The 21,885-nt window shown below is 52.3% G+C and carries 31 protein-coding genes; 10 read left to right on the top strand and 21 right to left on the bottom strand.

The window, feature by feature from the left end; genetic code table 11:
* Window positions 1-752: 752 nt before the first annotated feature.
* The 14 genes from ACWGXF_RS22315 to ACWGXF_RS22250 form a co-directional block, all read right to left on the bottom strand.
* Window positions 753-1,223 carry a hypothetical protein gene (locus ACWGXF_RS22315; RefSeq protein WP_131367707.1) on the bottom strand — a complete coding sequence of 157 codons (471 nt, stop codon included), beginning with the start codon at window positions 1,221-1,223 and terminating at the stop codon, window positions 753-755.
* 157 nt (window positions 1,224-1,380) lie between these two features.
* Entirely contained in the window at window positions 1,381-1,653 is a 273-nt protein-coding gene (locus ACWGXF_RS22310) for a helix-turn-helix domain-containing protein (RefSeq protein ID WP_034367538.1), read from the bottom strand.
* 9 nt (window positions 1,654-1,662) lie between these two features.
* Complete coding sequence (locus ACWGXF_RS22305; protein ID WP_052951116.1) at window positions 1,663-2,841, bottom strand: ParB/RepB/Spo0J family partition protein; 1,179 nt, start codon at window positions 2,839-2,841, stop codon at window positions 1,663-1,665.
* A complete protein-coding gene (locus ACWGXF_RS22300) occupies window positions 2,838-3,665 on the bottom strand; it encodes a ParA family protein (protein ID WP_046462401.1) in 828 nt (275 codons plus the stop codon). The genes ACWGXF_RS22305 and ACWGXF_RS22300 overlap by 4 nt, the downstream gene beginning before the upstream one ends.
* Window positions 3,666-3,748: 83 nt before the next feature.
* The gene (locus tag ACWGXF_RS22295; protein ID WP_046462388.1) at window positions 3,749-4,774 is read right to left on the bottom strand and encodes a hypothetical protein; all 1,026 of its coding nucleotides are present in this window, start codon (window positions 4,772-4,774) and stop codon (window positions 3,749-3,751) included.
* 144 nt (window positions 4,775-4,918) lie between these two features.
* Window positions 4,919-5,401 (bottom strand): hypothetical protein, encoded by a 483-nt coding sequence (locus tag ACWGXF_RS22290; protein WP_034367536.1) that lies wholly within the window; start codon window positions 5,399-5,401, stop codon window positions 4,919-4,921.
* A gap of 50 nt (window positions 5,402-5,451) precedes the next feature.
* Window positions 5,452-5,892 carry a hypothetical protein gene (locus tag ACWGXF_RS22285; protein WP_046462387.1) on the bottom strand — a complete coding sequence of 147 codons (441 nt, stop codon included), beginning with the start codon at window positions 5,890-5,892 and terminating at the stop codon, window positions 5,452-5,454.
* 12 nt (window positions 5,893-5,904) lie between these two features.
* Window positions 5,905-6,801 (bottom strand): DsbA family protein, encoded by an 897-nt coding sequence (locus ACWGXF_RS22280; protein WP_080944557.1) that lies wholly within the window; start codon window positions 6,799-6,801, stop codon window positions 5,905-5,907.
* Window positions 6,802-6,920: 119 nt separating this feature from the next.
* Entirely contained in the window at window positions 6,921-7,886 is a 966-nt protein-coding gene (sppA, locus tag ACWGXF_RS22275; RefSeq protein WP_046462386.1) for a signal peptide peptidase SppA, read from the bottom strand.
* Between the two features lie 73 nt (window positions 7,887-7,959).
* On the bottom strand, window positions 7,960-8,277 hold the full coding sequence (locus tag ACWGXF_RS22270; protein ID WP_046462385.1) for a hypothetical protein: 318 nt from the start codon (window positions 8,275-8,277) through the stop codon (window positions 7,960-7,962).
* 231 nt (window positions 8,278-8,508) lie between these two features.
* A complete protein-coding gene (locus ACWGXF_RS22265) occupies window positions 8,509-8,970 on the bottom strand; it encodes a PD-(D/E)XK nuclease family protein (protein ID WP_046462399.1) in 462 nt (153 codons plus the stop codon).
* A gap of 29 nt (window positions 8,971-8,999) precedes the next feature.
* Window positions 9,000-9,488, bottom strand: a complete 489-nt coding sequence (locus ACWGXF_RS22260) for a hypothetical protein (RefSeq protein ID WP_223305755.1) — start codon at window positions 9,486-9,488, stop codon at window positions 9,000-9,002.
* Between the two features lie 331 nt (window positions 9,489-9,819).
* Window positions 9,820-11,253, bottom strand: a complete 1,434-nt coding sequence (locus ACWGXF_RS22255; protein ID WP_131667156.1) for a YfaP family protein — start codon at window positions 11,251-11,253, stop codon at window positions 9,820-9,822.
* Window positions 11,198-11,749: a hypothetical protein gene (locus ACWGXF_RS22250; RefSeq protein WP_131667155.1), complete on the bottom strand. Its 552-nt coding sequence runs from the start codon at window positions 11,747-11,749 to the stop codon at window positions 11,198-11,200. The genes ACWGXF_RS22255 and ACWGXF_RS22250 overlap by 56 nt, the downstream gene beginning before the upstream one ends.
* 264 nt (window positions 11,750-12,013) lie before the next feature.
* Here ACWGXF_RS22250 and ACWGXF_RS22245 point away from each other — a divergent pair, with 264 nt between their 5' ends.
* The 9 genes from ACWGXF_RS22245 to ACWGXF_RS22205 all read left to right on the top strand — a co-directional run bounded on the left by ACWGXF_RS22245 (window position 12,014) and on the right by ACWGXF_RS22205 (window position 17,025).
* The gene (locus tag ACWGXF_RS22245) at window positions 12,014-12,781 is read left to right on the top strand and encodes a hypothetical protein (RefSeq protein ID WP_131667154.1); all 768 of its coding nucleotides are present in this window, start codon (window positions 12,014-12,016) and stop codon (window positions 12,779-12,781) included.
* A gap of 14 nt (window positions 12,782-12,795) precedes the next feature.
* Window positions 12,796-13,944: a toxic anion resistance protein gene (locus ACWGXF_RS22240; RefSeq protein WP_046462382.1), complete on the top strand. Its 1,149-nt coding sequence runs from the start codon at window positions 12,796-12,798 to the stop codon at window positions 13,942-13,944.
* A gap of 3 nt (window positions 13,945-13,947) precedes the next feature.
* The gene (locus ACWGXF_RS22235) at window positions 13,948-14,976 is read left to right on the top strand and encodes a hypothetical protein (RefSeq protein WP_046462381.1); all 1,029 of its coding nucleotides are present in this window, start codon (window positions 13,948-13,950) and stop codon (window positions 14,974-14,976) included.
* Window positions 14,977-15,033: 57 nt separating this feature from the next.
* Window positions 15,034-15,288 carry a hypothetical protein gene (locus ACWGXF_RS22230; RefSeq protein ID WP_131667153.1) on the top strand — a complete coding sequence of 85 codons (255 nt, stop codon included), beginning with the start codon at window positions 15,034-15,036 and terminating at the stop codon, window positions 15,286-15,288.
* A gap of 183 nt (window positions 15,289-15,471) precedes the next feature.
* Entirely contained in the window at window positions 15,472-15,747 is a 276-nt protein-coding gene (locus ACWGXF_RS22225) for a hypothetical protein (protein ID WP_131667152.1), read from the top strand.
* 142 nt (window positions 15,748-15,889) lie between these two features.
* Complete coding sequence (locus tag ACWGXF_RS22220; protein WP_046462378.1) at window positions 15,890-16,168, top strand: hypothetical protein; 279 nt, start codon at window positions 15,890-15,892, stop codon at window positions 16,166-16,168.
* A complete protein-coding gene (locus ACWGXF_RS22215; protein ID WP_046462377.1) occupies window positions 16,165-16,398 on the top strand; it encodes a hypothetical protein in 234 nt (77 codons plus the stop codon). The genes ACWGXF_RS22220 and ACWGXF_RS22215 overlap by 4 nt, the downstream gene beginning before the upstream one ends.
* Window positions 16,395-16,724 (top strand): hypothetical protein, encoded by a 330-nt coding sequence (locus ACWGXF_RS22210; protein ID WP_046462376.1) that lies wholly within the window; start codon window positions 16,395-16,397, stop codon window positions 16,722-16,724. The genes ACWGXF_RS22215 and ACWGXF_RS22210 overlap by 4 nt, the downstream gene beginning before the upstream one ends.
* Window positions 16,725-16,788: 64 nt before the next feature.
* Window positions 16,789-17,025, top strand: coding sequence for a hypothetical protein (locus tag ACWGXF_RS22205; protein ID WP_131667151.1), 237 nt, complete (start codon window positions 16,789-16,791; stop codon window positions 17,023-17,025).
* Between the two features lie 126 nt (window positions 17,026-17,151).
* On the opposite strand, the gene ACWGXF_RS22200 is transcribed toward ACWGXF_RS22205, so the two are convergent.
* From ACWGXF_RS22200 to ACWGXF_RS22170, 7 genes are all read right to left on the bottom strand, one after another.
* Window positions 17,152-17,388, bottom strand: a complete 237-nt coding sequence (locus ACWGXF_RS22200) for a hypothetical protein (protein ID WP_046462375.1) — start codon at window positions 17,386-17,388, stop codon at window positions 17,152-17,154.
* A 6-nt stretch (window positions 17,389-17,394) separates the two neighbouring features.
* The gene (locus tag ACWGXF_RS22195) at window positions 17,395-17,817 is read right to left on the bottom strand and encodes a hypothetical protein (protein WP_417283864.1); all 423 of its coding nucleotides are present in this window, start codon (window positions 17,815-17,817) and stop codon (window positions 17,395-17,397) included.
* 191 nt (window positions 17,818-18,008) lie between these two features.
* Entirely contained in the window at window positions 18,009-18,371 is a 363-nt protein-coding gene (locus ACWGXF_RS22190) for a hypothetical protein (protein ID WP_046462373.1), read from the bottom strand.
* A 7-nt stretch (window positions 18,372-18,378) separates the two neighbouring features.
* A complete protein-coding gene (locus tag ACWGXF_RS22185; protein WP_417283863.1) occupies window positions 18,379-19,074 on the bottom strand; it encodes a hypothetical protein in 696 nt (231 codons plus the stop codon).
* 116 nt (window positions 19,075-19,190) lie between these two features.
* Complete coding sequence (locus tag ACWGXF_RS22180) at window positions 19,191-19,460, bottom strand: hypothetical protein (protein WP_131667149.1); 270 nt, start codon at window positions 19,458-19,460, stop codon at window positions 19,191-19,193.
* A gap of 87 nt (window positions 19,461-19,547) precedes the next feature.
* The gene (locus ACWGXF_RS22175) at window positions 19,548-20,150 is read right to left on the bottom strand and encodes a DUF262 domain-containing protein (protein ID WP_046462370.1); all 603 of its coding nucleotides are present in this window, start codon (window positions 20,148-20,150) and stop codon (window positions 19,548-19,550) included.
* 189 nt (window positions 20,151-20,339) lie between these two features.
* On the bottom strand, window positions 20,340-20,552 hold the full coding sequence (locus ACWGXF_RS22170; RefSeq protein ID WP_046462369.1) for a hypothetical protein: 213 nt from the start codon (window positions 20,550-20,552) through the stop codon (window positions 20,340-20,342).
* A 221-nt stretch (window positions 20,553-20,773) separates the two neighbouring features.
* On the opposite strand from ACWGXF_RS22170, the gene ACWGXF_RS22165 reads away from it, so the two are divergent.
* Window positions 20,774-21,535 carry a hypothetical protein gene (locus tag ACWGXF_RS22165; RefSeq protein WP_182312682.1) on the top strand — a complete coding sequence of 254 codons (762 nt, stop codon included), beginning with the start codon at window positions 20,774-20,776 and terminating at the stop codon, window positions 21,533-21,535.
* Window positions 21,536-21,885 lie beyond the last annotated feature (350 nt).

The raw sequence follows: 21,885 nt of genomic DNA, 5'->3' as shown, positions 1-21,885 counted from the left end.
GCACTATCAAGCAAATTTCAGTGTTCACCCCCCCCTATTTGGTACGTATCCCCCCTTCAGTTGGTACGTGTGCTTTTTCGCTATCGCGCCAAAAAATCTGTTTATCCCCCCTGGATTGGTACAACGCCTTCTGCTCTGAGGCGGCACGTTGAGTTGCTTAACTGTGGCCTGATGGCTATGCCCATCTGAGCTAGTGGTGAGCTATCGCATAGGCGTGCAGAGTGCTTTTAGGAAAAAAATTGGCCTCAACCCCCCTCAGTTGGTACGTTGAGCACTTCCACTGGGAAAAAATCGGCCTTAACACCCCTCAATTGGTATGTGCGGTTCTGAGCTGAACAGATATGCCCTTCACCCCCCCTCAATTGGTACGTTTGGACAGTTTTTTTCCCTTTCCAACGGATTAGCTGAGATCTAGAGCGGGGAAAAGCTACTCAAAATGAGCTTTTGATAAGGGTGAAACAGGCGCATTGCCTTAATTGGACAAAAATAGGGGGTGGAAAGCGGGTGCTGATCACTGCCTCTCCTCTGCTGGCTCCCGGCAAACCTATCGGTCAAAATTTCGGGGGGGTTTTTGGGGTTGAGAGTGTCACATGCCCGACATGGTTGCCCAAAATGGGCTATTCGGACAATTTTTGGGGGGGGTTTTGGGGTCAACCAGAGGTTGCCCCTCACCGGCTCCGTGAAGAGCGAAATCCATGGGGTATTTTTGGGGTGATGTGCTCGATGTCGATCCTCACAGCCTTTCACATGCTTCAGGCGAACTGGAGCTGCAGGGTCTGAGCTTGACGCTCCCTAGCTCTGATCTCCATGGACCTTGCCCGTTCTTTGTCTCGTGCGCGCTGGCAGCGTGCTTCATATTCGCCTGTGGCTACGTCCACCACATAGCCGAAGTAGAAAGCCGTCAGCGGGCCTCTCCAGCCCTTCCAGGTGCTACGAATGGCTTCCTGCTGATCAGGAGTAGCGCGGAAGAAATTTCCCCGAGCTTTGCGCCAGCAGCGAGCTTCATGCGCGCGCTGCCGCGCCTCTGTGCTGTCGAGCAGAGATTGACGGCGTGACAGCTCTGCATCAGCGTCAAATGGCTTCGGAGCTGGGAGTTGATCTGAAATAAGCGGATATTTCTCTTGGAGCTTCTTTGCCAAACGTGCTGGCTTTGAGGTGGCCATGGCGAGTCCGCGCTGTGTCCAAGCCGCGCGCTCAAAACGCTCCATTCGTTTGAATTTCATGGTGATGCTCTTCTTTGGGGTATTGCACTACCCTACCCTGCTTCCCAGAAATGCAACCTGGCATGCGCCAGCCCTCATTCAATGCCAGTTCTGTCAAAAAAAAACCTGCGTGGTGATACGCAGGTTTGTAGGAAATCCTTGGCGGAAGAGTGTTCCGTCAGAACTTTCCATAGTGCTTCAGGAAGTTCTTCATGTCGATGATGCCCCAGTCATCGATGGTGTAGTACCCGTTGGAGCCTCTATCGCCCCCAGAGACACGGACATACCGTACCTGCATGCCAAAGTCAGACCGTAGGAAGCCAATTTGGCGTTTGATTGTCTGCAAAGGGATGCTTGTCGTCTCTTGGAGAACATGCAAGGTAGGCTTCTCGTGCGAACACAGCGCATTGATGAGATCGAATTTACGCTTCGTGTCGCGCGAGATGGTCATGAGCCACAGTTAGTCGGTTGCTTGAACCCCCCGGAGTGTAATCTGTTCGGCCAGCACCTCAGTTACATTTCCAGCATCTGTTTTCACCCAAACGCTGCCATCTTTAAGAGAAATCCGGTCATTCATGACCACGGCATTTGTAACAACGCCGTCAATGGAGACTGAAACTGCCAGGATGATCTGTCCTGGTGTGACAGCTTTGAAGCTCACATTCTTCAGAACACTTGGTTGACTTGGCTTCTTGTGAGCATCGTTGGGCTTGCTGGCCACGGTAGTTTGCGTCTCAGCATCTTGCGCTGCTGGACTGTTCATCTTTGCAGACTTGTCCAGCTCTTTGGCAGTGCTCTCTTGAGAGCTGGCCGTTGAGCCTGACTCGCTGGAAGCGCTTGATGCATCAGGCTTGCCCTGGCTGGCATTGAGAGCCTTATCCGCTGCGGACTTGCTGTCGTCGCTGCTGTTGGGCTTTATCTTGCTCTCCTTGGCTTGAGGTCCACGCTTGCCACGTTCCTTCCCATCATCAGCGGTCAGCTCTTTCAAGATGGCACGGGTGGCAGTGCGAGATAGGCTCTTTTCTTCCTTGGCCAGGGCAACAATCTCGATGGCTCTTTGCGGAGCCAGATCATGAATGCGACTCAGGTTGTACAGCGTCTCGGCATCGTTCGTGACGTCCTCATCGTTCAGCGCGCGAATGAAGCTGGGTATGCTCAGCAGAGACAGGTACAAAGATACAAACGCTGGAGTTTTAGACACACGTTTGGAGATCTGGCCATTGGTCCACCCTGCTTCCTTGAACTGGCTCAGTCCATCAGCGATTTCAAAAGGCGTGAGGTTTTCACGTTGGATGTTCTCTGCCAGCTCTTCCGCAGTGCGGTCCAGATCATCCTGCATCCGCGTATCGATGACGATCTTCATCTGTTTGAGCTTGGCAATTTTGCCTGCTCGCCAGCGACGCTCACCTTTGAGGATCACATACTTGCCATCCTTGTTCTTGGGAGCAACGTTGATGGCATTGATCTGGCCATCAAGTTTGAGACTTTCAGCAAGCTCTTCCAGGTTCTTGAAGCGCTTGCGCACCTGGGCCTTGGAGACGATATCGTCAATGTCCACGGACAGAGGTTTGCCGTCCTCTTGTTGAATGCCGCGCGTAGCAACAGCGGCCAGTTCGGTTAATGAGGTGATGTTCTTCATTTCTTGTTCACTTTCGACAGCAGCTCTTTAATCACGGCCAGCACTTCTTTGGCGGCAACGTGAGCGTAAGGGAGCGTCCAGATCGGGACCCCATCAGATGTTGCTGTATCCAGGGGGGGACGGTTTCTGATGGTATTTTTGAACACGAGATCCGGGATAGCCGCGCGTATCTTCTCTTCAGCACGCTCATGGCTGAGCGAAGACGTGCGGTCGTTGATGAAGACGCCCAAGATCTCAAGATCGGGATTCGTAGAGTGCTGAACACCGATCAACGTTCTCAGCAGGCCCTCTAGACCATCGTAAGCAAAACCAGACAGCTTGACGGGTGCTACGACATGGGTGCTCATGGCGAGGGCAGCATAAAGCTTGCGGCCGAGGCTAGGCGGGCAGTCGATCAAAACATAGTCGTACTGCTGTATGAGTTCACGCAAATTCTCGCGCGGGTTCAGTGCGTCTACAAGCGTGAGGCCGGTTTCGATCTCACTGAGATCGTGGTCGTTCTTTAGTGTGTGAATGAGGTCAACACCGCATGGGCAGTGAATGACTTCGATGGGGCCGATGTCCTTTTTAAACAAATCCACCACACGAGTACCGCTGTAAACGGGGACCAGCTCACCCTCAGAATTTGTTTCATGTGGAACAAGTCGGGAGGATGTGTTGCCCTGGGCATCGAAGTCCAGCACAAGAGTCTTTGCTTGTTCTTTGATAGCGAGATAGAAGGCAGTCTGGATGCACACCGTTGACTTCCCCACCCCACCCTTCTGGTTGGAGAAGCTGACGACCTTGGCTTTACCCTTGTGTTTGCGCTTGATGACTTTGTTCATTAGATCGCCCGGTGGCCTCTTGAGTGTTATGTCCAGTCTTTTTCGCATGCGAAAAAAGCTGGGGGAAGTCTGGGCCTACTGGCTCATTCCAGACTGAGTTCTTCCTGATTTTCATTCTTTTCTTCGCCTTTGGGCGTGAGCTGCGGCAGCTTTCCTGCCAGTTCGCGCAGCAAAGCAACATCTTCGCTGGTCAGCTTCATGAGGAACGCCTGTCCATCATCCGATGGTGTGATGCTATCCAGGCGGCTGGTGAGGCCCGAGAGGCTGGTGTGCATGGCCGTCACCATCTTTTTGTTCATCTTGGGGGCGGCAGTCGCTTTCAGGTGCTTCTTCGTCACAAGCGCGCGCTTTTTCTTCGCTGGGTTGGCACCCTCCCCCTCGCCACTTTTGGAATCGTCTGGAGCTTTCACAGGCAGCGCAGCCTTAGCCGTTTTGACTGCTTCGGCCAGGATCTCTACAACGTCATTTCCATGTTCGTTGAACTGCTCCAAAGCCGTTGTCGCAGAGACTTCATTTTTCTGGATCATCACTTTGACAGGCAAAGGCAGATCCAACAGCGAGAGTGCGAAACGAACAGCTTCTGGAGTCACGTTGGAGCGTCTGGCCATCTCTGCAATGCTCCAGCCCCAGCTTTCAAGAAGCTGATATTGCACCGCACAGGACAAAACAGATACAGGAGCGCCGTTGTTGCCGTTGATGACAACCAAAGCCTGTTCAGCGTCGTCACCCTTCATCTCAGTGACGAAAATCTTCTGGATCAGCGCCCCTTCGGCAATGGCCAAATTCAAGCCGCGCTTGCGTGTGTAGCCATCACGGATATAGGCAACGCCGCCAATGACCTTCACCAGGATGTTCGGGACGTACTTGCCTTCCTTATAGGCATCCGCAAACATCCGAACGCGGGCAGCGTTCTCGGGCATTGCAAAGTACTCATCCTCGTCCATGAAGGCGGTGCGAGCATTGAACCCTGGTTGAGGGACCACCAAAGAGTGATGAAGCAGGAAGCCATCGGTGCGCGACATCTCTTCAAGAGGGAGGCTCTTTTCCAGTGCCTTGAGCGAATTGATGGTGTCGGGGTGAGGTTGTTTCTTGGGTGCTGCAGTAGACATGGTTGTATCCCTCCAATTGACAGACTTAATTTATGGTACTGCGATCAAGAAAAATGCAAGGACTTCAGCTACCGATTTTTTCGCATGCGAAAAGCCTTGCTATGCAGTCTATCTAGTCATTGAGTCTGTGTTGTGATCTTTGCGCTATTTGCGAAATTGTTGCGCCCAATCTTCATTGAGGAACCCGTGCTGTACCAACTTCGACGCGACAGAGTAGGGCGAACGTCCTAGTTGAGTAGAGAGGTGATGCACATCGATCTCCACCGCCTTAGCCCTGGCCAGGGTGATAGCATTTTGGATGATGCCCACCTCATTGGGCAACCAGGGCTTGCCGTGGTTGGCGAATTGCTTCTGGTGATTGTGCTCAGCTGGCTTTCCTTTCTGACTCCGTGGCAACTGCTGGGGTGGCTTTGGCTTGTCAGAGTGATGTCGTTCGGCCTGGGACGGGGTAGGGGGGCTGGATACGCGGCTTCGTATCTGTTCCGTCATCAGGCGCTCACAAATCTCCCGAGCCGAATGCAAGACGAAACGCTCCTGCTTGGTTAGGCCGTCTATTTTGACGATTTCATCCAGATCACCCGCCGTAGCCTTCAGGGCGCGGACCAGAGCATTTTTGATACGTGACATGGTGACTCCTTGAGTGGGAGGCTCAGCCACTGCGATAGTGGCCGAGGTGTTCAGTCGGAAGAAGGAGCGCGCAGATAGCCCAATTCCAAGGCTTTGAGCGCGACAGAGTAAGGGGATCTATTCATGCGCTTTGAAAGCAAGGCGATGTCGAGTTCAGGTGCACAGATGGAACCCATTGCTGTCAGTAGAAGTGCTTCTTCTTCGAATGCCCAGGCGTCCTTTTTATAGTCGTCCTTCATTGCAGCCTGCAGTTGCTCCCATACGAACGAGTCAACACCGTGCAAGCGCTTTTGCAATGTCAGCTTGAGACAAACTCGCTGTGCGTCCTGGAGCGCCTTACGGTCGGCTGGCTCCAGAACTTCAAGCATCAGCATTTCGCCAAGATCCAGGGCCAATCCTTCGACGTATTCCAAGACAGCCTTCTTGAGCTGAAGCTTGGGTTTCTTGGGTGCATTCGCAAAGGCGATTACGCCAGGGGCATTCATGTTCATGGCTCCTAGCGTTTAACTCTTGTCTTGCACATTGCTTTGTTCACCAGGGCCGCTCTGGCTTTCTGCTTCTTCTTCTGCTTCTGCCTTGAGCTTGGAGACAGCAGCCATCAAAGCTTGCACGGGCTGAGCACCAGCCACGAGCTGCATCTTGCCGGTGTGGTTATCGACAACGAATGTTGCCGGTGTTGCCTTAATACCTTGCGCAGCGGCTTTCTGCATGTGCTCTTGGATTTTTTGCTGGTATTTGCCCGAACCGACGCATTCGAGGAACTTGTTGCTGTCAGCACCTATTTCCGTGGCCAGCTCAGCCAGATTCGGCACGCCTTGACCATTGCCACGCGACTGCACAAACACATCGTTCAAGAAAGCCCAGAACGCGCGGTTGCCCAGTTGTTCAGAGATGCACTCCGATGCGATGGCCTGATCTGCAGCTGCAGGATTGTGAAAGTCCAGGGGGTAGTGCATCCATTGCCAGTTCACATTGCCTTTGCTGGCGTCCACGAGCTGCTTGGGCGTGTTGTGGAAGCGTTTGCAATATGGGCACTCCAGGTCGGAGAACTCCACCAGTGTGTAGCGCGCATCCATGGAGCCGTAGATGTGCTTGCCATCAGGCACAAATTCGGGAGCGGCAGTGAACTTCTGCAGCTTGCTCTGGGCCATGGCTTTCTGTTTGTCTTCAACGATCTTGTTGAAGGCTTTGGCCACTGCATTGTTGAATTCGTCTTCAGTCTTGAAGCTCACGGACGAGCCTTTGCCGAATGAGCTTGTGATGTCGTTGAGCTTGTAGAGTTGCCAGCCCAGGAAGCCAGCGATGATCAAACCGAAGATGGGTAGAAAGATGTTGATGAATGCATTTCGGAACTGAACCGCTTTAGGTTCAGAAGTTTGAGCGGAAGTAGGGGAGTTCATGTTCATTTGGAAGCGGCTGATTTAGATCTGAGCGGAGCTGAGCAAGCACAGGAAGAGAATGACAACGATCAGGGCTGCGATGACATTTTTTGGCAGTTGCTTCATTGCCAGCGACGGAGTTAGCGAAGGGAGGGGAGGGCGTTGCTGAGTAATGCGCGAGCTTCAACCTTTGCGCGCTGAGACATGCGCTTGAAGAAATCTTCGCTTGGGGTGTAGTCAACAAGCTTGCTGACGCCAATAACGTCACTGGCGACCTGCTCCATGCTACCCAGGCCATCGATAAGGCCCAGGTTCTTGGCTTGCTCCCCGTTCCAGATCAGGCCCGAGAAGATCTTGGGGTCGTCTTGAAGGCGATCACCACGACCAGTTTTTACGCGTGAGACAAACTGCTCATTGGTCTGGGCCAACAATGCCTCCCAGAATTTCTTGATCTCGGGCGAGAGGGGAGAGAAGGGGTCAAGCAGTGCCTTGTGCTCGCCAGCGGTTATCGCGCGACGTTCAATGCCTAGCTTGTCCATGAGGCCGGTGAAACCGAAGGTGGAGCTGATCACTCCGATGGAGCCTACCAGGCTCGCCCGGTCTGCATAAATTTCATTGGCCGAAACAGCGATGTAGTAGCCGCCAGATGCACCGATGTCGTCAATGACCGCATAAACCTTCTTCTCTGGGAACTTGGCGCGTTGGACCAAGATTTCATCGTGGATACGCCCGGAGGGAACCGGGCTACCACCTGGAGAGTTGATTTTGATGATGATGGCCTTGGAATGCTCATTCTTGAATGCTTTCTGAATGGCCGGGATCAGGCGGTCAGAATCAGCCAAAGAGCCAGCAGCAATTTCCCCTCGCACGTTGACGAAGGCGGTGTGCGCCTTTGACTCATCCGATGAAGACCATGGCCAGTTGCCGCCATTCATTGAGAGGACGATGAAGGCCAACGGAAAGAGAAGGACACCAATGGCCCTCATCATGTTGGCCAGAATGTTCCAGCGATTGTGGCGGCGATACTGGCTGTGTATTTCCCAGATGGCTTGATCGACGGACAAAGGAGGGGTAGGAGCTGACCTTGAAAACAGCTTGAACTTCATGGATTACTTTCTATATTGGCGACGACGCAGACCTTGCTTTCAGTCTTGGGTCTTCATGCCAGGGGCCGCTAGCTCAGATCAGGTTGAGCTTGAGCAGGCGCATGAGCAAATCGATCACAAGGCCCAGCAAGGGGCTGAGAATCAAAGTGGAAACGAGGGTGGTGAATCCCTTGGCGTTTTCTTCGGCACAGAAGAATTTGTAGGCGAGAGGTGCGATGCCGATCACCCCAGCAAGCGCCGAGCCTGCAATTCCCAGCTCAGGGATGAATACAGCTTGGGCACACACCAGCACACCTGTGACGGTGCTGTATCGGCGCAGAGTAGCTTCCTCCTGAGTAGACAGCTTGAAGCTCTCGGTTTGCAGCTCTTGGTATGACGGTGAGTTAGGCATACAGCCCCCTTGTGAGTGAATGTTTCGGTTTGTTTAAATCCTATGCGCCTTTAAAAAAATGCAAGTTTTCAGCAATGCCCCAAAAGGGCCGATGCACCTACGAAGGCCGGTTTAAGCGCTTAAATTGTTCTGAGAGGACAGAGTAGGGCCGCGAGGACACCTTTTTCGCATGCGAAAAAGTAGCCACAACATGCCGCTTTTTCGCATGCGAAAAAACGAACAGGCCACAACTCAGCCTATTGCGATCCGAACGACAGCACGGTCGCTGAGCAATCGAACCCGGTGATAGACCACAGATTTGTCATTGACGGAGCCAACAACTGTTCTGATATAGCCGTGGCTTACGTTCGCGGTAGGGTACTTCTGACGTAGAGCTACAGCGTAGACAGATAACTGAACAACGTCCGATTCCATGACCCGGTGGGCCGAACGTGTCTTGGTATCAAGAGGAATGACTTCTCCACCTTGGGAGAGGAAAACTTGATCGACACGCCCTTGGATAGGGATGGGGTGAGTGCATGAGATTGCTTCCTCATTCATAAGCACAGTTGACCTGCGGAGTTCTCGCGGCATGTTCTCGCCTTGCTGCCAGAAATGCGCGCCACCTGCAATCCTGTGCATCAGCTGCTCGAATGCGGAGAGCGCGAGAGGAACGCCGAAGACGACGATAAGGAATTTAGTTGAGGTGTCCATGTATCCCTCGTGGTGCTGTTGACGTGTCCCTATGTACACAGGGGACGGCTTGGTTTGCTGGGCAGTCTGACGTTAGAGATCAATCCGTCTGTGAGGATGGAGGCGAGTGAAGCTGTGAGCTTGTATGGCTCAACTTCCTTGCCGGAGTAGATGAACCTGGGGTGCATGCCTGGTTGGAAGATGCCATGTGGGATTGCTTCGTCATCCCCGAACCACATGCGAAGCCTGAGATCGACAACATATCCAGAAGGAAGTTGAATCCAGTAGTGCGGTGTGACGTATTTCTTCCGATTGCTCAGCATCAAGTGCCCGGACATGCATTTATGAGGCAGCTTTATTCTGTTGAATAAGTACGAAATAACCCATGTCATGTTGTCGCACTCAATTCGGCAATCATCTAAGGCCAGAAGGCCAAGTTCCGCCTCTTCAAGCCATTCTTGATATGGCGAGGGCATGATCGGCAAGGTTGGGTAGGCTATAGAAGCCTCTTTCAAAGTCGCTTCCAGATGATTTGTCATTTTTCAGATTGTTTTGATGTAACTTACAAGTAGTGTCTAGGTTGCAAGACGCTCTTGTGGCGCGGCCAGATAGCGACTTACAGGTGACTTCTAAATAAGAAATCATGCGATTCTGTTGTCTTTCCTTGCTGAATCTACTTCTAGATCGCTTTCAAGTAACTTCGACTCCCTGAGCAGCCTACCAACGGTGAACAACATGGAACAGAAGAACCTACAAGTCGTGTTTCCTCAGCAAAAGAATACTTGGATGGAGAAAAATGCAAGCCCAAAGAAAAGGGCACTAATAAATAGTGCCCTTGGGTTATGGATACGCTCAGGATCTAAGTGATTCTCAACCGACCTTCTTTACCTTTACCGCACCAGTGGTCTGGTCACGTTTGACATTGATACGTATGGGCATGAGGTAGGTCTGTGTGCCAGTGGCAGTTCCCAGCGTCACAGACTCGGTGGCGATAACGCCTCCATCGGGAGTAGCTACTTGAATGTTGGCTCGACGCCCATCGGCTCTGCTGTAGTTGGCCACACCGATGTTGTAGTCTCCATCCATGATTCTGTTGGTGTCGCAGGAGGCATAGAAGTGCTCAGGGCCATAGCCAGAGATGTTGTCCACATCAAGGCGACCACTGGAGCCGATTTTGTTGCTGAAGTACACCTTGTTGCCGTTCGGCTCGTAGGTGTGCAGATCGACATCACCAGGACCATCCCAGTCCAGAGTCACAGTAAACAGACCTGGTTGCGCAACTTTAGGAGGAGCTTGGATAGAGCTGAGTGCGTTAATGATATGTCCGTCAATCAGCGGCTTTGTGGGAATCAACTCATTCAAATATATCATTTCAAGTGAATGGCCTTTCCAGTCAGTTGGGCCAGGATTCAGACGCTCAAGCAACCCTGGGATGACCGTATAAACTGGTGGATTGGTAAAAAATAGGTTCAGGCCCTTAATCACCAGATCTTTGTCAGCCACAACATGTGGGCCATGCGTGAAGGGCGACGCAGAGGCAATATGAACCACTTTGACAAAGTTAGAAGTGGTCAGTTTGAGCGCATTTTTATATGCCTCGTGAACGAATAAATTTCCCTGGGAATGGGCGACCATTACCAGTTTTCGACCCTCATTGATCGTGGTTTCGAGTCGTTGGCGGTGTTCGACCTCGGTTTGCCAGATTGCTTCGGTTTCATCACCAATAATCAACGAAGCAAGGTTTGCGATGCCAAACCGCGCCGCAATAGCTGATGGGACTTGCGTAATCAAGTAATCCTGATAGGAATTAATCCAGTCTGTGAAGCCGTTGAAGACTGTTCCAAGCTTATCGAACCAGCTATCACCAGGCTTATTTAGATCGCCACTAATGGCTTGCTGAAATAACTCCCAACGACCAGACAGGTTTTCGTCCTGCTGCAGAACGCGCTGTTCAAAGACTTCGATGAAGTCTCGCCAGCCCTTGGAGTCGTTGAAGTAGTTTTGCACGATCAAGGTTTCGCCCGTAGGGACCGCAAAGCGCTTCTCATACTGTTGCGCGCGTAGCAAAGCCGCAGAGCGCTCAGCATCTTGGCGGGTGTTGAGAACACCGTTGAAATAGCCAATGGTGTAGCCATCAAGCGTCTGGCACTGGGCGGGCGCTGGAAGGCCAGTTGCGGCTAGGCCTGCTGTGGAAGAGAGCGCGATAGCGCTTGCCAGGACAACCGAAATTGCTTTTTGGAAAATATTCTTATTCATCGCAGTTACCGTTAAGTTGGCCCGTAAATACCATTCCGTTCGAAGCATGGCTGAAATCCACCATCGCTAGGAGTCGCTTTTTGGTATTAGCGGTAATGGCCGATATCTGCTTGCTCACGAAGTAAGGCTTTATTTCAAGGTCCTTAATTCTTGCTGTTTCGAAAATGCATCCATTGGCACGGGTGTATGCGTTGTTGATGTCGCGCACAGCATCTTTATCGTTCACATCCACCGTCAGCATTGACTGCTCAACTTGAGCGGCTTTGGTGGCCGCTTGACGTATTTCGGCAGGGAATACTTTTGAAATATATGCATCGATATCATCACGGACACCATTACTGTCAGCATCAATACCCGTCAATGTATCGTCTCGATTCAATTTTGGAAGTTGGCCTGATTCTTCCAAGGCCGCAATCTTTTGGGCAATCGTCAAAGGCTTTTCAGGCTCTTCCGGTTTCCCAGATGAAGCAGATGAATCTCCCCCTCCACAACCTTGCAGAAAAGCAATCACTGCAAGAGTGATAAGTTTATTTTTAAATTTCATGGATGCCTTTATTTGGTATCGGTTGAATATCGATTAAGAATTACTAATGGTCTTCTAAATCGATTGATGATGATACCAAAAGTTACAGGTGCTCCGTAGCTGAGTTGGCCCATCTTGGGCACTTGCCCGTTGGAGGCTTTGAGTTCTGCCCAATATGCTTTGCGCATCAGCTTGCATTTTTTGAAGTGCTGGTAGTTTTAATCGGGCAACATTTGAAGTTGCCCTTCATTCTGTTTAAACAATACAAATTGAGAGGGCCGATTAATGATGGATTCCATCGAGGTCATCACTTCAGAACGAATACCAGAGTTGTTCCGTAACCCACTGGGTATCGGTGACTTTGGCAAGCTCGTCCGAGATCCTGAGATCGATGTCAAGCTGGACAAGCTACTGGGGAGCAATCCCTCAGCCGGTCTTGCACGGAGCATTCGTGGAGTGGTGATGTGTTTAGAAGACGCAGACCCGAAAGCCATTTCGGAGAAGCCGTCTAAGTGGTCGAGATTCACTGGGCTGGCCCAGACAAAGCGTGTGCGCTTTGAGGTGGCCAAGATCAACATGGATCAACTGCTCAATGCAGCGACCAAGGAAGCCGCGCTGGTGCGCGATGTCATCGATGTGATTGAGTCTCTGTGCTCTACCTATGGAGCCGAGGCCCAAATCATCAGCAATCACATTGAAGCGGGTCAGAAATATCTGGCTCAAACGCCAGATAGCCAGGGTGGTGCATTGGCTTTTGACCAGGAAACGAGCCGAGAGCGCTTTTCTCGCCGGTTGATCAACCTTCAGGCCATGCAGGTTTCCCACGCACAAACAGGCCAGCAGCTGCAGCTGCTCAAGTACCAGTTGATCGATGTGCTGGATCGGTTTGACGAAACCGCTCAGGTGCTGGTGCCGCTGTGGCGTCAGAACATGCTGGGCCTGGGCGTGCAAAACCACGTTACGGGCGAGCAGCTGGCCATGGCTATCCAAGCTCATGAAAACCTGCGCAAGAGCTTCGCAGACAACCTCAAATCCATTTCGGTCACTCAGTAACAGGGAAAAGAATCATGAACACGATTGCGACAAAGACACCTACAGCTGCATATCCCGTTGAAGTCCATGAGCTGAGCGACAAGCAACTGAAAGTCATGGGACTGGGTAATGGCGATCTGGAGCACATCGCGCAGCTGGTGCAAGACATCGATCCGATGAATCCGGGAACGGTCAACACATTCGGTCGCAGAGCGGGGGAACAGACAACGGCCTATGCCGACGAACTGTTGAGCCAGGTTCGGAACGGCGAAGGGGGGCAAATGGGCGAGCAGCTTGTTGAAGTCGTAGGCATTGCCCAGAAGACCAACATGAACGTGCTGTCAGGACGGCGTTCTAGTCTCCCGGTGATCGGGCCATGGATCGACAAGCTCAAGATGCGCGGAATGCGCCTGCAGAACCAGTTCGAAACATCCAAGGAGCAGATCGACAAGGTGATCACCGAAGTTCAAACGACAGTGGCGGGGCTGAGCAAACGCAATGAAACACTGGAAGTGATGTTCGACAACGTTCGCAAAGAATATTACGAGCTGAGCGTGCACATCGTAGCTGGCCGCGTTGCATTGGCGCGCGTGAATCAGCTGATCGAGCAGCGCCAGCAAACTGCGACCAACCCTGCGGAGTTGCAGGAGTTGTCCGATATGCAGGCCTTTGCCAGCAATCTGGACTTGCGTATCGGCAACCTCGAAGCGCTTCAGCAATCGTCCCTGCAGATGCTCCCCCAGATTCGTGTGATCCAGTCCACGAACTTCGTCCTGGTGGACAAGTTCAACACCATCACTACGCTGACGATCCCAATTTGGAAGCGGCAGTTTGTGCTGGCCATGGGCCTGAACGAATCGAAAAACGCCGCAGAGCTGACTGTGGCCATCGATGATTTCACGAACAGCATGCTCACACGCGGTGCAGATCTGCTGCACAAGAACGCGGTGGCCACAGCTAAGTCAAATCAGCGCTTGCCTATCGATGTCAAGACTCTGCAGTACGTGCAGGACATGCTGGTGAAGACCGCAAACGATGTGAGCCAGATCCAGCTGGAAGGCAAGAGGGAGCGCGAGCAGTCGAGTATGCAGATCGAGCACATGTGTGCGCAGATGAAAAAGCAAATCTCGACCAATAGTCAGAATCTGGGCATCTCTCGCGCAAGCGCAGCCACAGGAGCCTAAATCATGAGCGAGACACGTACCAAAAATTGGGGCGCTAAAGCGGATGAGAAGCCCGTGCTTGAAACGAGCTGGATTGAAGAGGTATCGGGCACATTGTCCCAACGTGCCAATCGCCTCAAGCGCGTTTGGCAAATAGCGGTCATTGTGGTCTTCGTAGCGGCAGCAGTTGCAGCTGTCCTGGCTTGGTTGGGAATGGGGCATGAGCCACTGCAGAGCCTCAACAGTCCCGATATTCCGAAGGCGCTGGCAAAAGCCTTGGAGGCGAGTGGTCCCGCAGAGACTAGCGGGGCGGTGGATGGGATTCGAGCCGGAATGACCTCTTTTTCCACCTTTGTCACCCTGAGCAACCTAGTCAAAGTCGTTGGAGTATTGTCCGCGACCGCTCTGGCCATTAGTGGATTGATATTTGGTCAATTTGCTCGTGTGTTCATGGGGTTGATGCTGATCCCCGCATCCTTTGTTTTCGAGAGTGTCATCGAAGGGATTGCTCCTCAACACGCTGGACTCGAAAGTAGCTTGTTTTCAGATCGCTCCGAGCGAGCAGAGCACCGCCAGTCCAAGAGCGATGCAAGACAAAAGCAGATCGAGGAGGCCATCAGCTTCGGCCTGCCTGTACGCGTCACCGAGTTGATAGGCAATGCATCTGCTGATGCCCAAGAGTACGGGCCATATCTTGTTGCGCAGGCACAGCTTAAACAGAAGGATTCTGAGATCAACTGGGATGCCTACCGTGCCAACCTGGATTTGGCACTGGAAAGGGCATCGAATGCAACGCCCGAGCTGCAGTACTCCGCAGGCGTGCTAGCCATGATGGAGAACAAGGCATGGGGTATGAGCCGAAGTCTTCGCTCCTTCAATCATGAGCAGCAGGAAGCTGAGGCCAAAAGCAGACTCAACCTATGGGCGAATTTGGCTCTGGCTGTATGTGGGCTGGTGGCACTGCTGTCCGGTTTGGTGTTTGCTCTTGAGCAATACATGCGCAAGAACCTAAAGACGATTTACAGGCTGTCTGGCGTGTCAGCCAATACCTGAAATCGCTTTGAAGCTTGGCCCAGTTTCATGGGCCTTTTTTTCGGGAAGGGCAGGGGGATGACAAAGGATGAAATGACCGGAGATCTGTTCCCAGAGATCGTCCCCTTGCCAGTGGAAAAAGCCAAGGCCAAGCGAGCGTCTCGCCGCGTGCTGATGCATGTGTCGGACGCTGGAACCAGCGAGTCTGGTCAGTACATCGCAGTCATGTCATGTCGGCGCTGCGGCATCTCTACAGGCTGGCTGAGCTTCGACAGCGTGACGGACGTGAAGCGCGGCATAGCCTGCGTGGATTGCAACGGAGCAACAAAGTAGATGGTTCGACTTCTGGGATTGTGGGTCTGCGCTATGGCGTGGCATCTGTTCAGGCTCATCACCTTGCGGCCAGTGTTCGCGCTTATGGCCGACTCGGTAGTGACCGTGAGTTCCTTCAGTCTGGTGTTCTTTGTAGCTGGCTGGAGCAGGCTGTACTTGTCCAGTAGCGCGGACTGGCCAAGCATGCACATCAATCTGGTGCTGTTCTACCTGTGCATTGTGATCTGTCTTGAGCGACGGACGCGCAGCTCCAGCTTGGTTTGCGCGGCCCTGGGCTTTAGCGCCGCCGTTGATGTCCTGATGCTAGGTCTTTACGCCTCCGGCGCTATCTCCGGCCTGAATCCGGGTGCGCGTCTGATGGTCTTGAAAGTCCTTGGCATCGGCGTGCTGCGCCAGCAATTCCTGCGGTGTCCGCCTGAAGTTCAAGCGAATGGATATCGACGGAGCAATGCACGCTGAGAGCAACTGACACGCTGCGCTGGCGTTGAATGGTCAGGTTAGGACAGCCGAGATGTGTCACGATGTCAACTTGTTACAAAATGCATCTGATGCTTTAAATGTTTCGCATGCGAAAACCTAAGAGATTAAAAAAAGAGGAAGTATGTTGAAGAAGAAGTGGGCGATTCTCTGGGTCGTGCGCTATGCACCCATTGAGTTGGTCTTGGGCCTCACGCTGTTTCTGGCAGGCAGCTTTGGGTTGCACTCTTGCGTTGAAGCAAGCAAGGCAGATCTGCCCTTTGAATCCGTGGTGACAGCATTCGGCATCTGGCCGTGGCTTCTCACGTTGCTGGTCGGCCTGGGGGCCATCCTGTATGCATGGAACATCGGCACTGGAGTGAAAATGCTCCATGACAGGTTAGAAAGGGTCACAGCCAAATGAGCATTTATCGACTGAATGGTGTGCATGGAGAGATTGTCACAACCGCGTTGCCCAGTGGCGACATGGCGGTGTCCAGCCCCAGCAATGGACCACTGGAGCAGATCGTATTTGATGTGTGCCGGTGGGACGGTAAGCGCAACCCGAGCTACGAAGGCTGGATAGTGCCCCACTCCAAGGTGGTAAAGATCAAAGCCCAGCTGGCTGAGAAATGCACACTGATCCGCGCATGAGCGATAGCCAGGGCGCGCCAGCTCGATTGCCTGTCCTGACGCTACCGCTCAAAGGAGAATATTTCGAGGCCATCCGGGACGGTTCGAAGCACGAGGAATACCGGCTGGCCAAGCCCTACTGGTCAAAGCGTCTGGAGGGCCGCTCCTACGCTCAAATCGTGCTGACCCTGGGCTACCCCGCCGCAGACGACCATGAGAGCCGCCTGGTGCTTCCTTGGCGTGGGTACACACGGAAAACTATCACGCACCCTCATTTCGGGCCAGATCCGGTCGATGTCTATGCCATCGATGTGAGTGCGAGATCGCAATCCGCACAACAGAGCTAGTTCAAACAGGCAACCAGGCCCGACAACCTGCGCCAGCAGAACCCAACTACACAGAAAGTCCTCAATGGAAAACAAGCAACCGAAGATTGTTCAGATCGCGCCTGCTGGAGACTGGTGCTTTGAATACCGGCCAAACCCCAATGAAACTGGGAAGACATCGATCCCAGTAGTGCTCTGGGCGCTATATGACGATGGCAGCGTGAAAGGGCTTAGAGGTCCACAGGTTCAAGATGGTCTGACGGTAGACTTGAAGCCTATCGAGGCAACAAACACCACGGGACGCTTTGTGCCCAAGGCCTGACCAGAAGGGGTTGGCACTTCGCGCTAAACCGCGCCAGCTCAAAAGAAAAAGCCCGCTTGGCATTCCAGCGGGCTTTTGTATTGGCGCGACAGGTAGATTTAAGGTTGCGGCTTCGGACCTAGGGCGTTAGCTGTAGTAGCGCGACTCTTCAGCTTGGCTCCACAACAACTGACAGTTTGTCCTGTCATCACGAGAGACTACCGGAGTAGGGATGTAGCGAGAGGGGTAACGCCTGCGCCATTCTGTCTGCAGCGATGTCAGCAACTCGCCTGCATGCTGGCTGTCTGCGTAGCAGGTGTCGCGGTTGGCGTTTTCGCGCCAGATGTTGAATTGCGTGACCAAATCGTTATCGTCAATTTCCATAGCAGCTTATTTTGTGGTGATGTCGATTTGGGTTGTAGTGCCAGGATGTCCGTTGCGCACTTCTTCATTCCACGCGTGGAGCGCCAAGAGAATGTCTTTCATGCGGCGAGGGTAGTACTCGACCATACGCTTCTTAATTGACTCAAATGATTTGTCATCGAGGTGCTTTGCGAGATGTCTGACCTCACGAAGCAATTCAGGTTCGCCGTTAAACATTCTAGGCGCGGCTCCAACCTGCTCAAGAATCTTGTGAAGTCCTGGCGTTAAACGTGAGGGGCTACCAACGGGACGGGAAACATCAATGTCGTAGACAAGCTCAAGAGCGGATAGCAGATCAGGTGTGCTGACCAATTTGCGCAGCTCATCGACAGTGAAAATATGAGCGAATTCTTTGCGCCAGTGGTGTAAGTGGTGTTTCGGATCATCCATAACCTTCGCAGGCGATGTGTTCCCTGTTTGATCTGACATATTGGCCCCTATAGTTTGTGTTTGTTGCGAGTCTTACAGATGACTGTAGCTTGGAAACGGCTTCCCTTCCCTGATGTAAAGCGCAGCCAGAGACAGCGAGAGCGTAAAAAAACCTGCCATGGGCAGGTCGTTCGGGAAGGGAGCGCCTAGTTCTAGGCCCGAGCAGTAGGGCGCTCGCTCTTGCGCATGCTCCTGAAAATGTCATAACCGAAGAGCAACAGCATCAAAACGATTGTTCCGTACATAGTGACCGTGGACTGCCAGGGCAAGCCATCGCTCTCAACATAGACCAGTCCGCCAATTTGTTCTTTCGGGATGATCCTGACCTCGCCAACGCTCGACGGAGAGTCGATTCGGTAGTCCCCAGTCAGGATATCGCGGCTCATGCGGCCCTCAAAGACTTGGCCGCTCTTATCGATAAGCTTGGCCTGCTCGTGGACCTGCAGCCGCGCTGCGAGGTTGAGGCCTGTGTAGAAGACGAAGAGGGCGAGAGCAAAAGTAAGAATGGAACGCATGGATCTCTCAGGGGGCACGTTTTCGAGGTTTCTGGGCTGTGCGTTGCGCTTTGGCCGCGTTCATCGCATCCTCAGCAGCGCGGTACTCATCCGGGGTTAGAAGCTTGTCACCAGGACACAGGAACCAGCCCTTGATGCAAGAAAGATCGTGGACCGCGAGCTGGAGGTGTGTGTCATCGAAGATCGCGCTCGATGGGTCAACTTGCTTGCCTTGTTCAAACGCACCCCGCGAAGCTTGAAATGGTGCAGTGTTGACTATCTGAAGTGTGGCTTCTTCCAGTTGCTTCATCTGTGCAGTGGTCAACAGAGGTGAACCGCTCACATTCAACCCGAGCGATTGAGAAATCTGCGCGGCCAGGGCAATCGCCTTGGTATTCGCATGCCTGCGCAAGGCATGAACCATCTTGCACACTTCTCGGTCAAAGGCCCTGTGAAGATTCTCAGTGTCGCCCTCAAAGGAGGGCTTATTTTTGGGAGGAACTTCTCCATCGACTTCATAGGCCTTGACCATGATTTCCGCCGCAAGAGAGAAGTTCTCGATACCGCTTTGTGTGGTTAGGTCAAACAGCCGATCAATCTCAATAATTGCCCCAACTACAGCAGGCGTAGCTATGGGGTTGCGAGTGAGCTTGTGTTGAGGCCGCGTGCTGGATGCTGTAGCAAGTTTCAAGGCGCGAGCCGAGTCGCCTTCGAAAAAGTACATCCCATCGTAGAGCCAGTCATAGGGATTGGCCGAGGGTAAGGGATTCTTTCGCCTAGCGACCAGAGAATCCCTCACCGTTGCGTCACAACCGTGATACGCAATAAGGATCTGACCCATCAGTTTTTGGACTTGGAAGTCTTCGCGTGAGACAGAGCAAATCCGCCAACGCTGCGCATGAAGTGCAGTGCCTCTTGGCCCGTCAACTTGGGCACAACAAAACCCAGGTGACTGTTCACGGATGCTTTGCGCGCGGCAGCCATTTTCTTCTCGAAACTGCGCGCGACGACATCAGCTTTGTGAGCCTTTTCAGCGGATTGAACCACCACGCTACCGCCAGCGCGGCTTGTGCCCGCTTTCGTTTTGGTGGAAGTGTGTGCTTTTGCCATGTTCATAGTTTGCCACATACGAAAAAAAAGGACAGGTGTTGGTCAATTCTGAATGGCTCGGCCAGCCTACATTGCGAGTTGCGGCTCTCATGCGGCCAGCGCCAGCAGAGCGCGAACGCGGTCCAGCTCTTCTGGGGTGTGGACCGAACCACCAGAATTGATTCTCAGATAGTGGTTGAGCAGATCGGCACGCGAATTGAATTCGTAGATGCAGAACTGAAGCGTGAAGCGACGTGGGTCAAAGGGGGTGCCCCTGAGATCCTGGGCCTTGTATTTTCCGAACACTGCGAACTCACCAGCCATAAACTTCCGGCATGCGGTCAGGCGTTGCAGGCCGTCGATGCACTGGAATTCGTTGTCGTTGATGTCGCCAGCCGTGGTGGACTCGCGTGTCCAGCCGGGGCAGTTGAACATGATCCGGTTGGGAGCGGTCTTGCGAAAAATCGCTTCCACATAGGCAATTTGCTGGTCCTGGGTCCAAACATGGCCACGCTGAAAGTCCGGCTCCAGCTCAAAGCAGCCGGTAGGCGCATCTGTGCAGTCTCGCTCAATGGTGGCCAAGGTCTTTTCAATCGAAGCGATGGCGCAGTCCATGGTGTATGCCGCATCAGGCAGAGGATGGATGAGGGCATACATCTCCTGGTGCTCGGGGGGCAGGTTGGCGACAAAGCAGTTTTGGGCGGTGGTCATATGGCACTCGTGTTCACGGCGTTTTGATTGAGCTTACGCGGGGTTGCCAAAATGCAAGTTCGCCGGGAGTGGCGAAGAGGCCAGAAGATCTCCATACCCACCAATGGTGCAGGTCGAGTGAATTTGATCTGCCGCCACCAAAGAAAAACAAAGGGCCATTGCGGCCCATTTGTGCATCGAACGTGCGGCCTAGACTTCGCCGCCCTCCAGAGCAGTGATCGCGCGCTTCAGTTGTACCAACGCATTTTGTCTCGCCTCTGCCTCCATTGCTGATCGGGAATCTTGGTACTTCACCCAAACGGAGACATCGACAGTTTTACCTTTTTTGTCAGTGAACTCATAAAGACTCACTTTGACTTCCAACAGGTCATCTACGGGCTCTTTAAAAATTGAGATTTCCATCACAAATCCTTCAAGTTGTGCTCATGCAAATAGGATTACCTCACAGAATGTTCCGCTAGAGAAGCGGTTTACCTTCTGCCTCGCTGGCAGTGATTTCACGTCCAGCTCAGGCAGAATATTAGCTTGAGAGGCATGTGTGACGTGACCATGCAGCTTCCCTGGCCTGAGGGGTAGGCAAAAATTTTGTCGTCAACTGTATTTGATCTGATATTTATATAAAAATGAATGAAGATAAGTTAAATAGATTCCTAGATATTGGCTTGAAGATATATCGTGTAATAAAACCGAGCTTTCATAATAAAGTCACATGGGTTTTGATTTTCTTTGGCATTTCGCTCATGTCCTCTAGTTTGCTAGAGGACTTTGTTAATCACGTACTGAAAAAACAGTTTGACTTTACCGTCACCGGCGAGAAAGACGTTTTCTGGGGATTCATGCTATGTCTCATAGCACTGATCTACAACATCATCCTGAACATCATCGGTGCCTACAACGAGAAGGCAAACAGGCAAGAAAGGAAGGAGCAACAAGATCTGCTTTTGGAGCATGATAGAAAGCTCTACCAGAAATTGGAGCCGGGATTAAAAGAGCAATACTTGCACAATATTATTGTAAATACTGCTACTGATCACGCAATCTATTGGAATCAAGTTACTACCCTGGAAGCATTCGTAAATGCTAACAAAGAGGCTGGCAACAAATTTTTATCACCAGAAATTTCAAGTGCGACAAAAAAATTAGTAGAGGATATTGACAACTACTTAAGATTTCAGAACGAACATTTTGACGCATACCCGTATCATCAGAGAGAGCAAAACTTCAGGCTCTGTTTGGCACCTCAATGGAACGTTGATCGAGCTGGGCGGTGGGAGGATGGTGACAAATATGATCCTCTGGCAAACGAAATGCTAAGGTTGCTGAGGACTATGGGAAGTGCTTACGCAGCTTGGCGCGCAGCAGTGAAAAGGGTACTCTTCATCTAGATTTGAAGTCGGGCTAAGCTCAAAGCTACCGCAGCGATTGAACATCCGAAACCGGCGATGAGCAGGCGATCAAGAGTGAGACTATTTTGACATTTGAATAAGAACGAGTTGATGTAATCTCTAAGGCTCATCCCCGGAAGGGGCCTTCAAGAGCAATAGCAGAGACATGAAATCCTTAATCATCGCCTTAGGGGCCGCAGCATTACTTTCTGCATGTGCATCGCAGCCCCGATATGCTTACGTCAAAGAGGGTGCATCGGCCCATGCTACGCATGACCTGCCCCCTTCAGCCGTACCAGTGATTAGGTTGGGGTCCTGGGGTTGAAGGTTAATGGATTTGGGCAGGGATC

The sequence above is a fragment of the Comamonas sp. HJ-2 genome, from assembly GCF_053615495.1.
This window is presented reverse-complemented; position numbering and strand designations above follow the sequence as displayed.

What these genes read in the sequence shown, in the direction of transcription:
- ACWGXF_RS22315 (WP_131367707.1), bottom strand. Translation starts at nt 1,223, where the DNA reads ATGAAATTCAAACGAATGGAGCGTTTTGAGCGCGCGGCTTGGACACAG.
- ACWGXF_RS22310 (WP_034367538.1), bottom strand. Translation starts at nt 1,653, where the DNA reads ATGACCATCTCGCGCGACACGAAGCGTAAATTCGATCTCATCAATGCG.
- ACWGXF_RS22305 (WP_052951116.1), bottom strand. Translation starts at nt 2,841, where the DNA reads ATGAAGAACATCACCTCATTAACCGAACTGGCCGCTGTTGCTACGCGC.
- ACWGXF_RS22300 (WP_046462401.1), bottom strand. Translation starts at nt 3,665, where the DNA reads ATGAACAAAGTCATCAAGCGCAAACACAAGGGTAAAGCCAAGGTCGTC.
- ACWGXF_RS22295 (WP_046462388.1), bottom strand. Translation starts at nt 4,774, where the DNA reads ATGTCTACTGCAGCACCCAAGAAACAACCTCACCCCGACACCATCAAT.
- ACWGXF_RS22290 (WP_034367536.1), bottom strand. Translation starts at nt 5,401, where the DNA reads ATGTCACGTATCAAAAATGCTCTGGTCCGCGCCCTGAAGGCTACGGCG.
- ACWGXF_RS22285 (WP_046462387.1), bottom strand. Translation starts at nt 5,892, where the DNA reads ATGAACATGAATGCCCCTGGCGTAATCGCCTTTGCGAATGCACCCAAG.
- ACWGXF_RS22280 (WP_080944557.1), bottom strand. Translation starts at nt 6,801, where the DNA reads ATGAACTCCCCTACTTCCGCTCAAACTTCTGAACCTAAAGCGGTTCAG.
- sppA (WP_046462386.1), bottom strand. Translation starts at nt 7,886, where the DNA reads ATGAAGTTCAAGCTGTTTTCAAGGTCAGCTCCTACCCCTCCTTTGTCC.
- ACWGXF_RS22270 (WP_046462385.1), bottom strand. Translation starts at nt 8,277, where the DNA reads ATGCCTAACTCACCGTCATACCAAGAGCTGCAAACCGAGAGCTTCAAG.
- ACWGXF_RS22265 (WP_046462399.1), bottom strand. Translation starts at nt 8,970, where the DNA reads ATGGACACCTCAACTAAATTCCTTATCGTCGTCTTCGGCGTTCCTCTC.
- ACWGXF_RS22260 (WP_223305755.1), bottom strand. Translation starts at nt 9,488, where the DNA reads ATGACAAATCATCTGGAAGCGACTTTGAAAGAGGCTTCTATAGCCTAC.
- ACWGXF_RS22255 (WP_131667156.1), bottom strand. Translation starts at nt 11,253, where the DNA reads ATGCTTCGAACGGAATGGTATTTACGGGCCAACTTAACGGTAACTGCG.
- ACWGXF_RS22250 (WP_131667155.1), bottom strand. Translation starts at nt 11,749, where the DNA reads ATGAAATTTAAAAATAAACTTATCACTCTTGCAGTGATTGCTTTTCTG.
- ACWGXF_RS22245 (WP_131667154.1), top strand. Translation starts at nt 12,014, where the DNA reads ATGATGGATTCCATCGAGGTCATCACTTCAGAACGAATACCAGAGTTG.
- ACWGXF_RS22240 (WP_046462382.1), top strand. Translation starts at nt 12,796, where the DNA reads ATGAACACGATTGCGACAAAGACACCTACAGCTGCATATCCCGTTGAA.
- ACWGXF_RS22235 (WP_046462381.1), top strand. Translation starts at nt 13,948, where the DNA reads ATGAGCGAGACACGTACCAAAAATTGGGGCGCTAAAGCGGATGAGAAG.
- ACWGXF_RS22230 (WP_131667153.1), top strand. Translation starts at nt 15,034, where the DNA reads ATGACAAAGGATGAAATGACCGGAGATCTGTTCCCAGAGATCGTCCCC.
- ACWGXF_RS22225 (WP_131667152.1), top strand. Translation starts at nt 15,472, where the DNA reads ATGCACATCAATCTGGTGCTGTTCTACCTGTGCATTGTGATCTGTCTT.
- ACWGXF_RS22220 (WP_046462378.1), top strand. Translation starts at nt 15,890, where the DNA reads ATGTTGAAGAAGAAGTGGGCGATTCTCTGGGTCGTGCGCTATGCACCC.
- ACWGXF_RS22215 (WP_046462377.1), top strand. Translation starts at nt 16,165, where the DNA reads ATGAGCATTTATCGACTGAATGGTGTGCATGGAGAGATTGTCACAACC.
- ACWGXF_RS22210 (WP_046462376.1), top strand. Translation starts at nt 16,395, where the DNA reads ATGAGCGATAGCCAGGGCGCGCCAGCTCGATTGCCTGTCCTGACGCTA.
- ACWGXF_RS22205 (WP_131667151.1), top strand. Translation starts at nt 16,789, where the DNA reads ATGGAAAACAAGCAACCGAAGATTGTTCAGATCGCGCCTGCTGGAGAC.
- ACWGXF_RS22200 (WP_046462375.1), bottom strand. Translation starts at nt 17,388, where the DNA reads ATGGAAATTGACGATAACGATTTGGTCACGCAATTCAACATCTGGCGC.
- ACWGXF_RS22195 (WP_417283864.1), bottom strand. Translation starts at nt 17,817, where the DNA reads ATGGATGATCCGAAACACCACTTACACCACTGGCGCAAAGAATTCGCT.
- ACWGXF_RS22190 (WP_046462373.1), bottom strand. Translation starts at nt 18,371, where the DNA reads ATGCGTTCCATTCTTACTTTTGCTCTCGCCCTCTTCGTCTTCTACACA.
- ACWGXF_RS22185 (WP_417283863.1), bottom strand. Translation starts at nt 19,074, where the DNA reads ATGTACTTTTTCGAAGGCGACTCGGCTCGCGCCTTGAAACTTGCTACA.
- ACWGXF_RS22180 (WP_131667149.1), bottom strand. Translation starts at nt 19,460, where the DNA reads ATGGCAAAAGCACACACTTCCACCAAAACGAAAGCGGGCACAAGCCGC.
- ACWGXF_RS22175 (WP_046462370.1), bottom strand. Translation starts at nt 20,150, where the DNA reads ATGACCACCGCCCAAAACTGCTTTGTCGCCAACCTGCCCCCCGAGCAC.
- ACWGXF_RS22170 (WP_046462369.1), bottom strand. Translation starts at nt 20,552, where the DNA reads ATGGAAATCTCAATTTTTAAAGAGCCCGTAGATGACCTGTTGGAAGTC.
- ACWGXF_RS22165 (WP_182312682.1), top strand. Translation starts at nt 20,774, where the DNA reads ATGAATGAAGATAAGTTAAATAGATTCCTAGATATTGGCTTGAAGATA.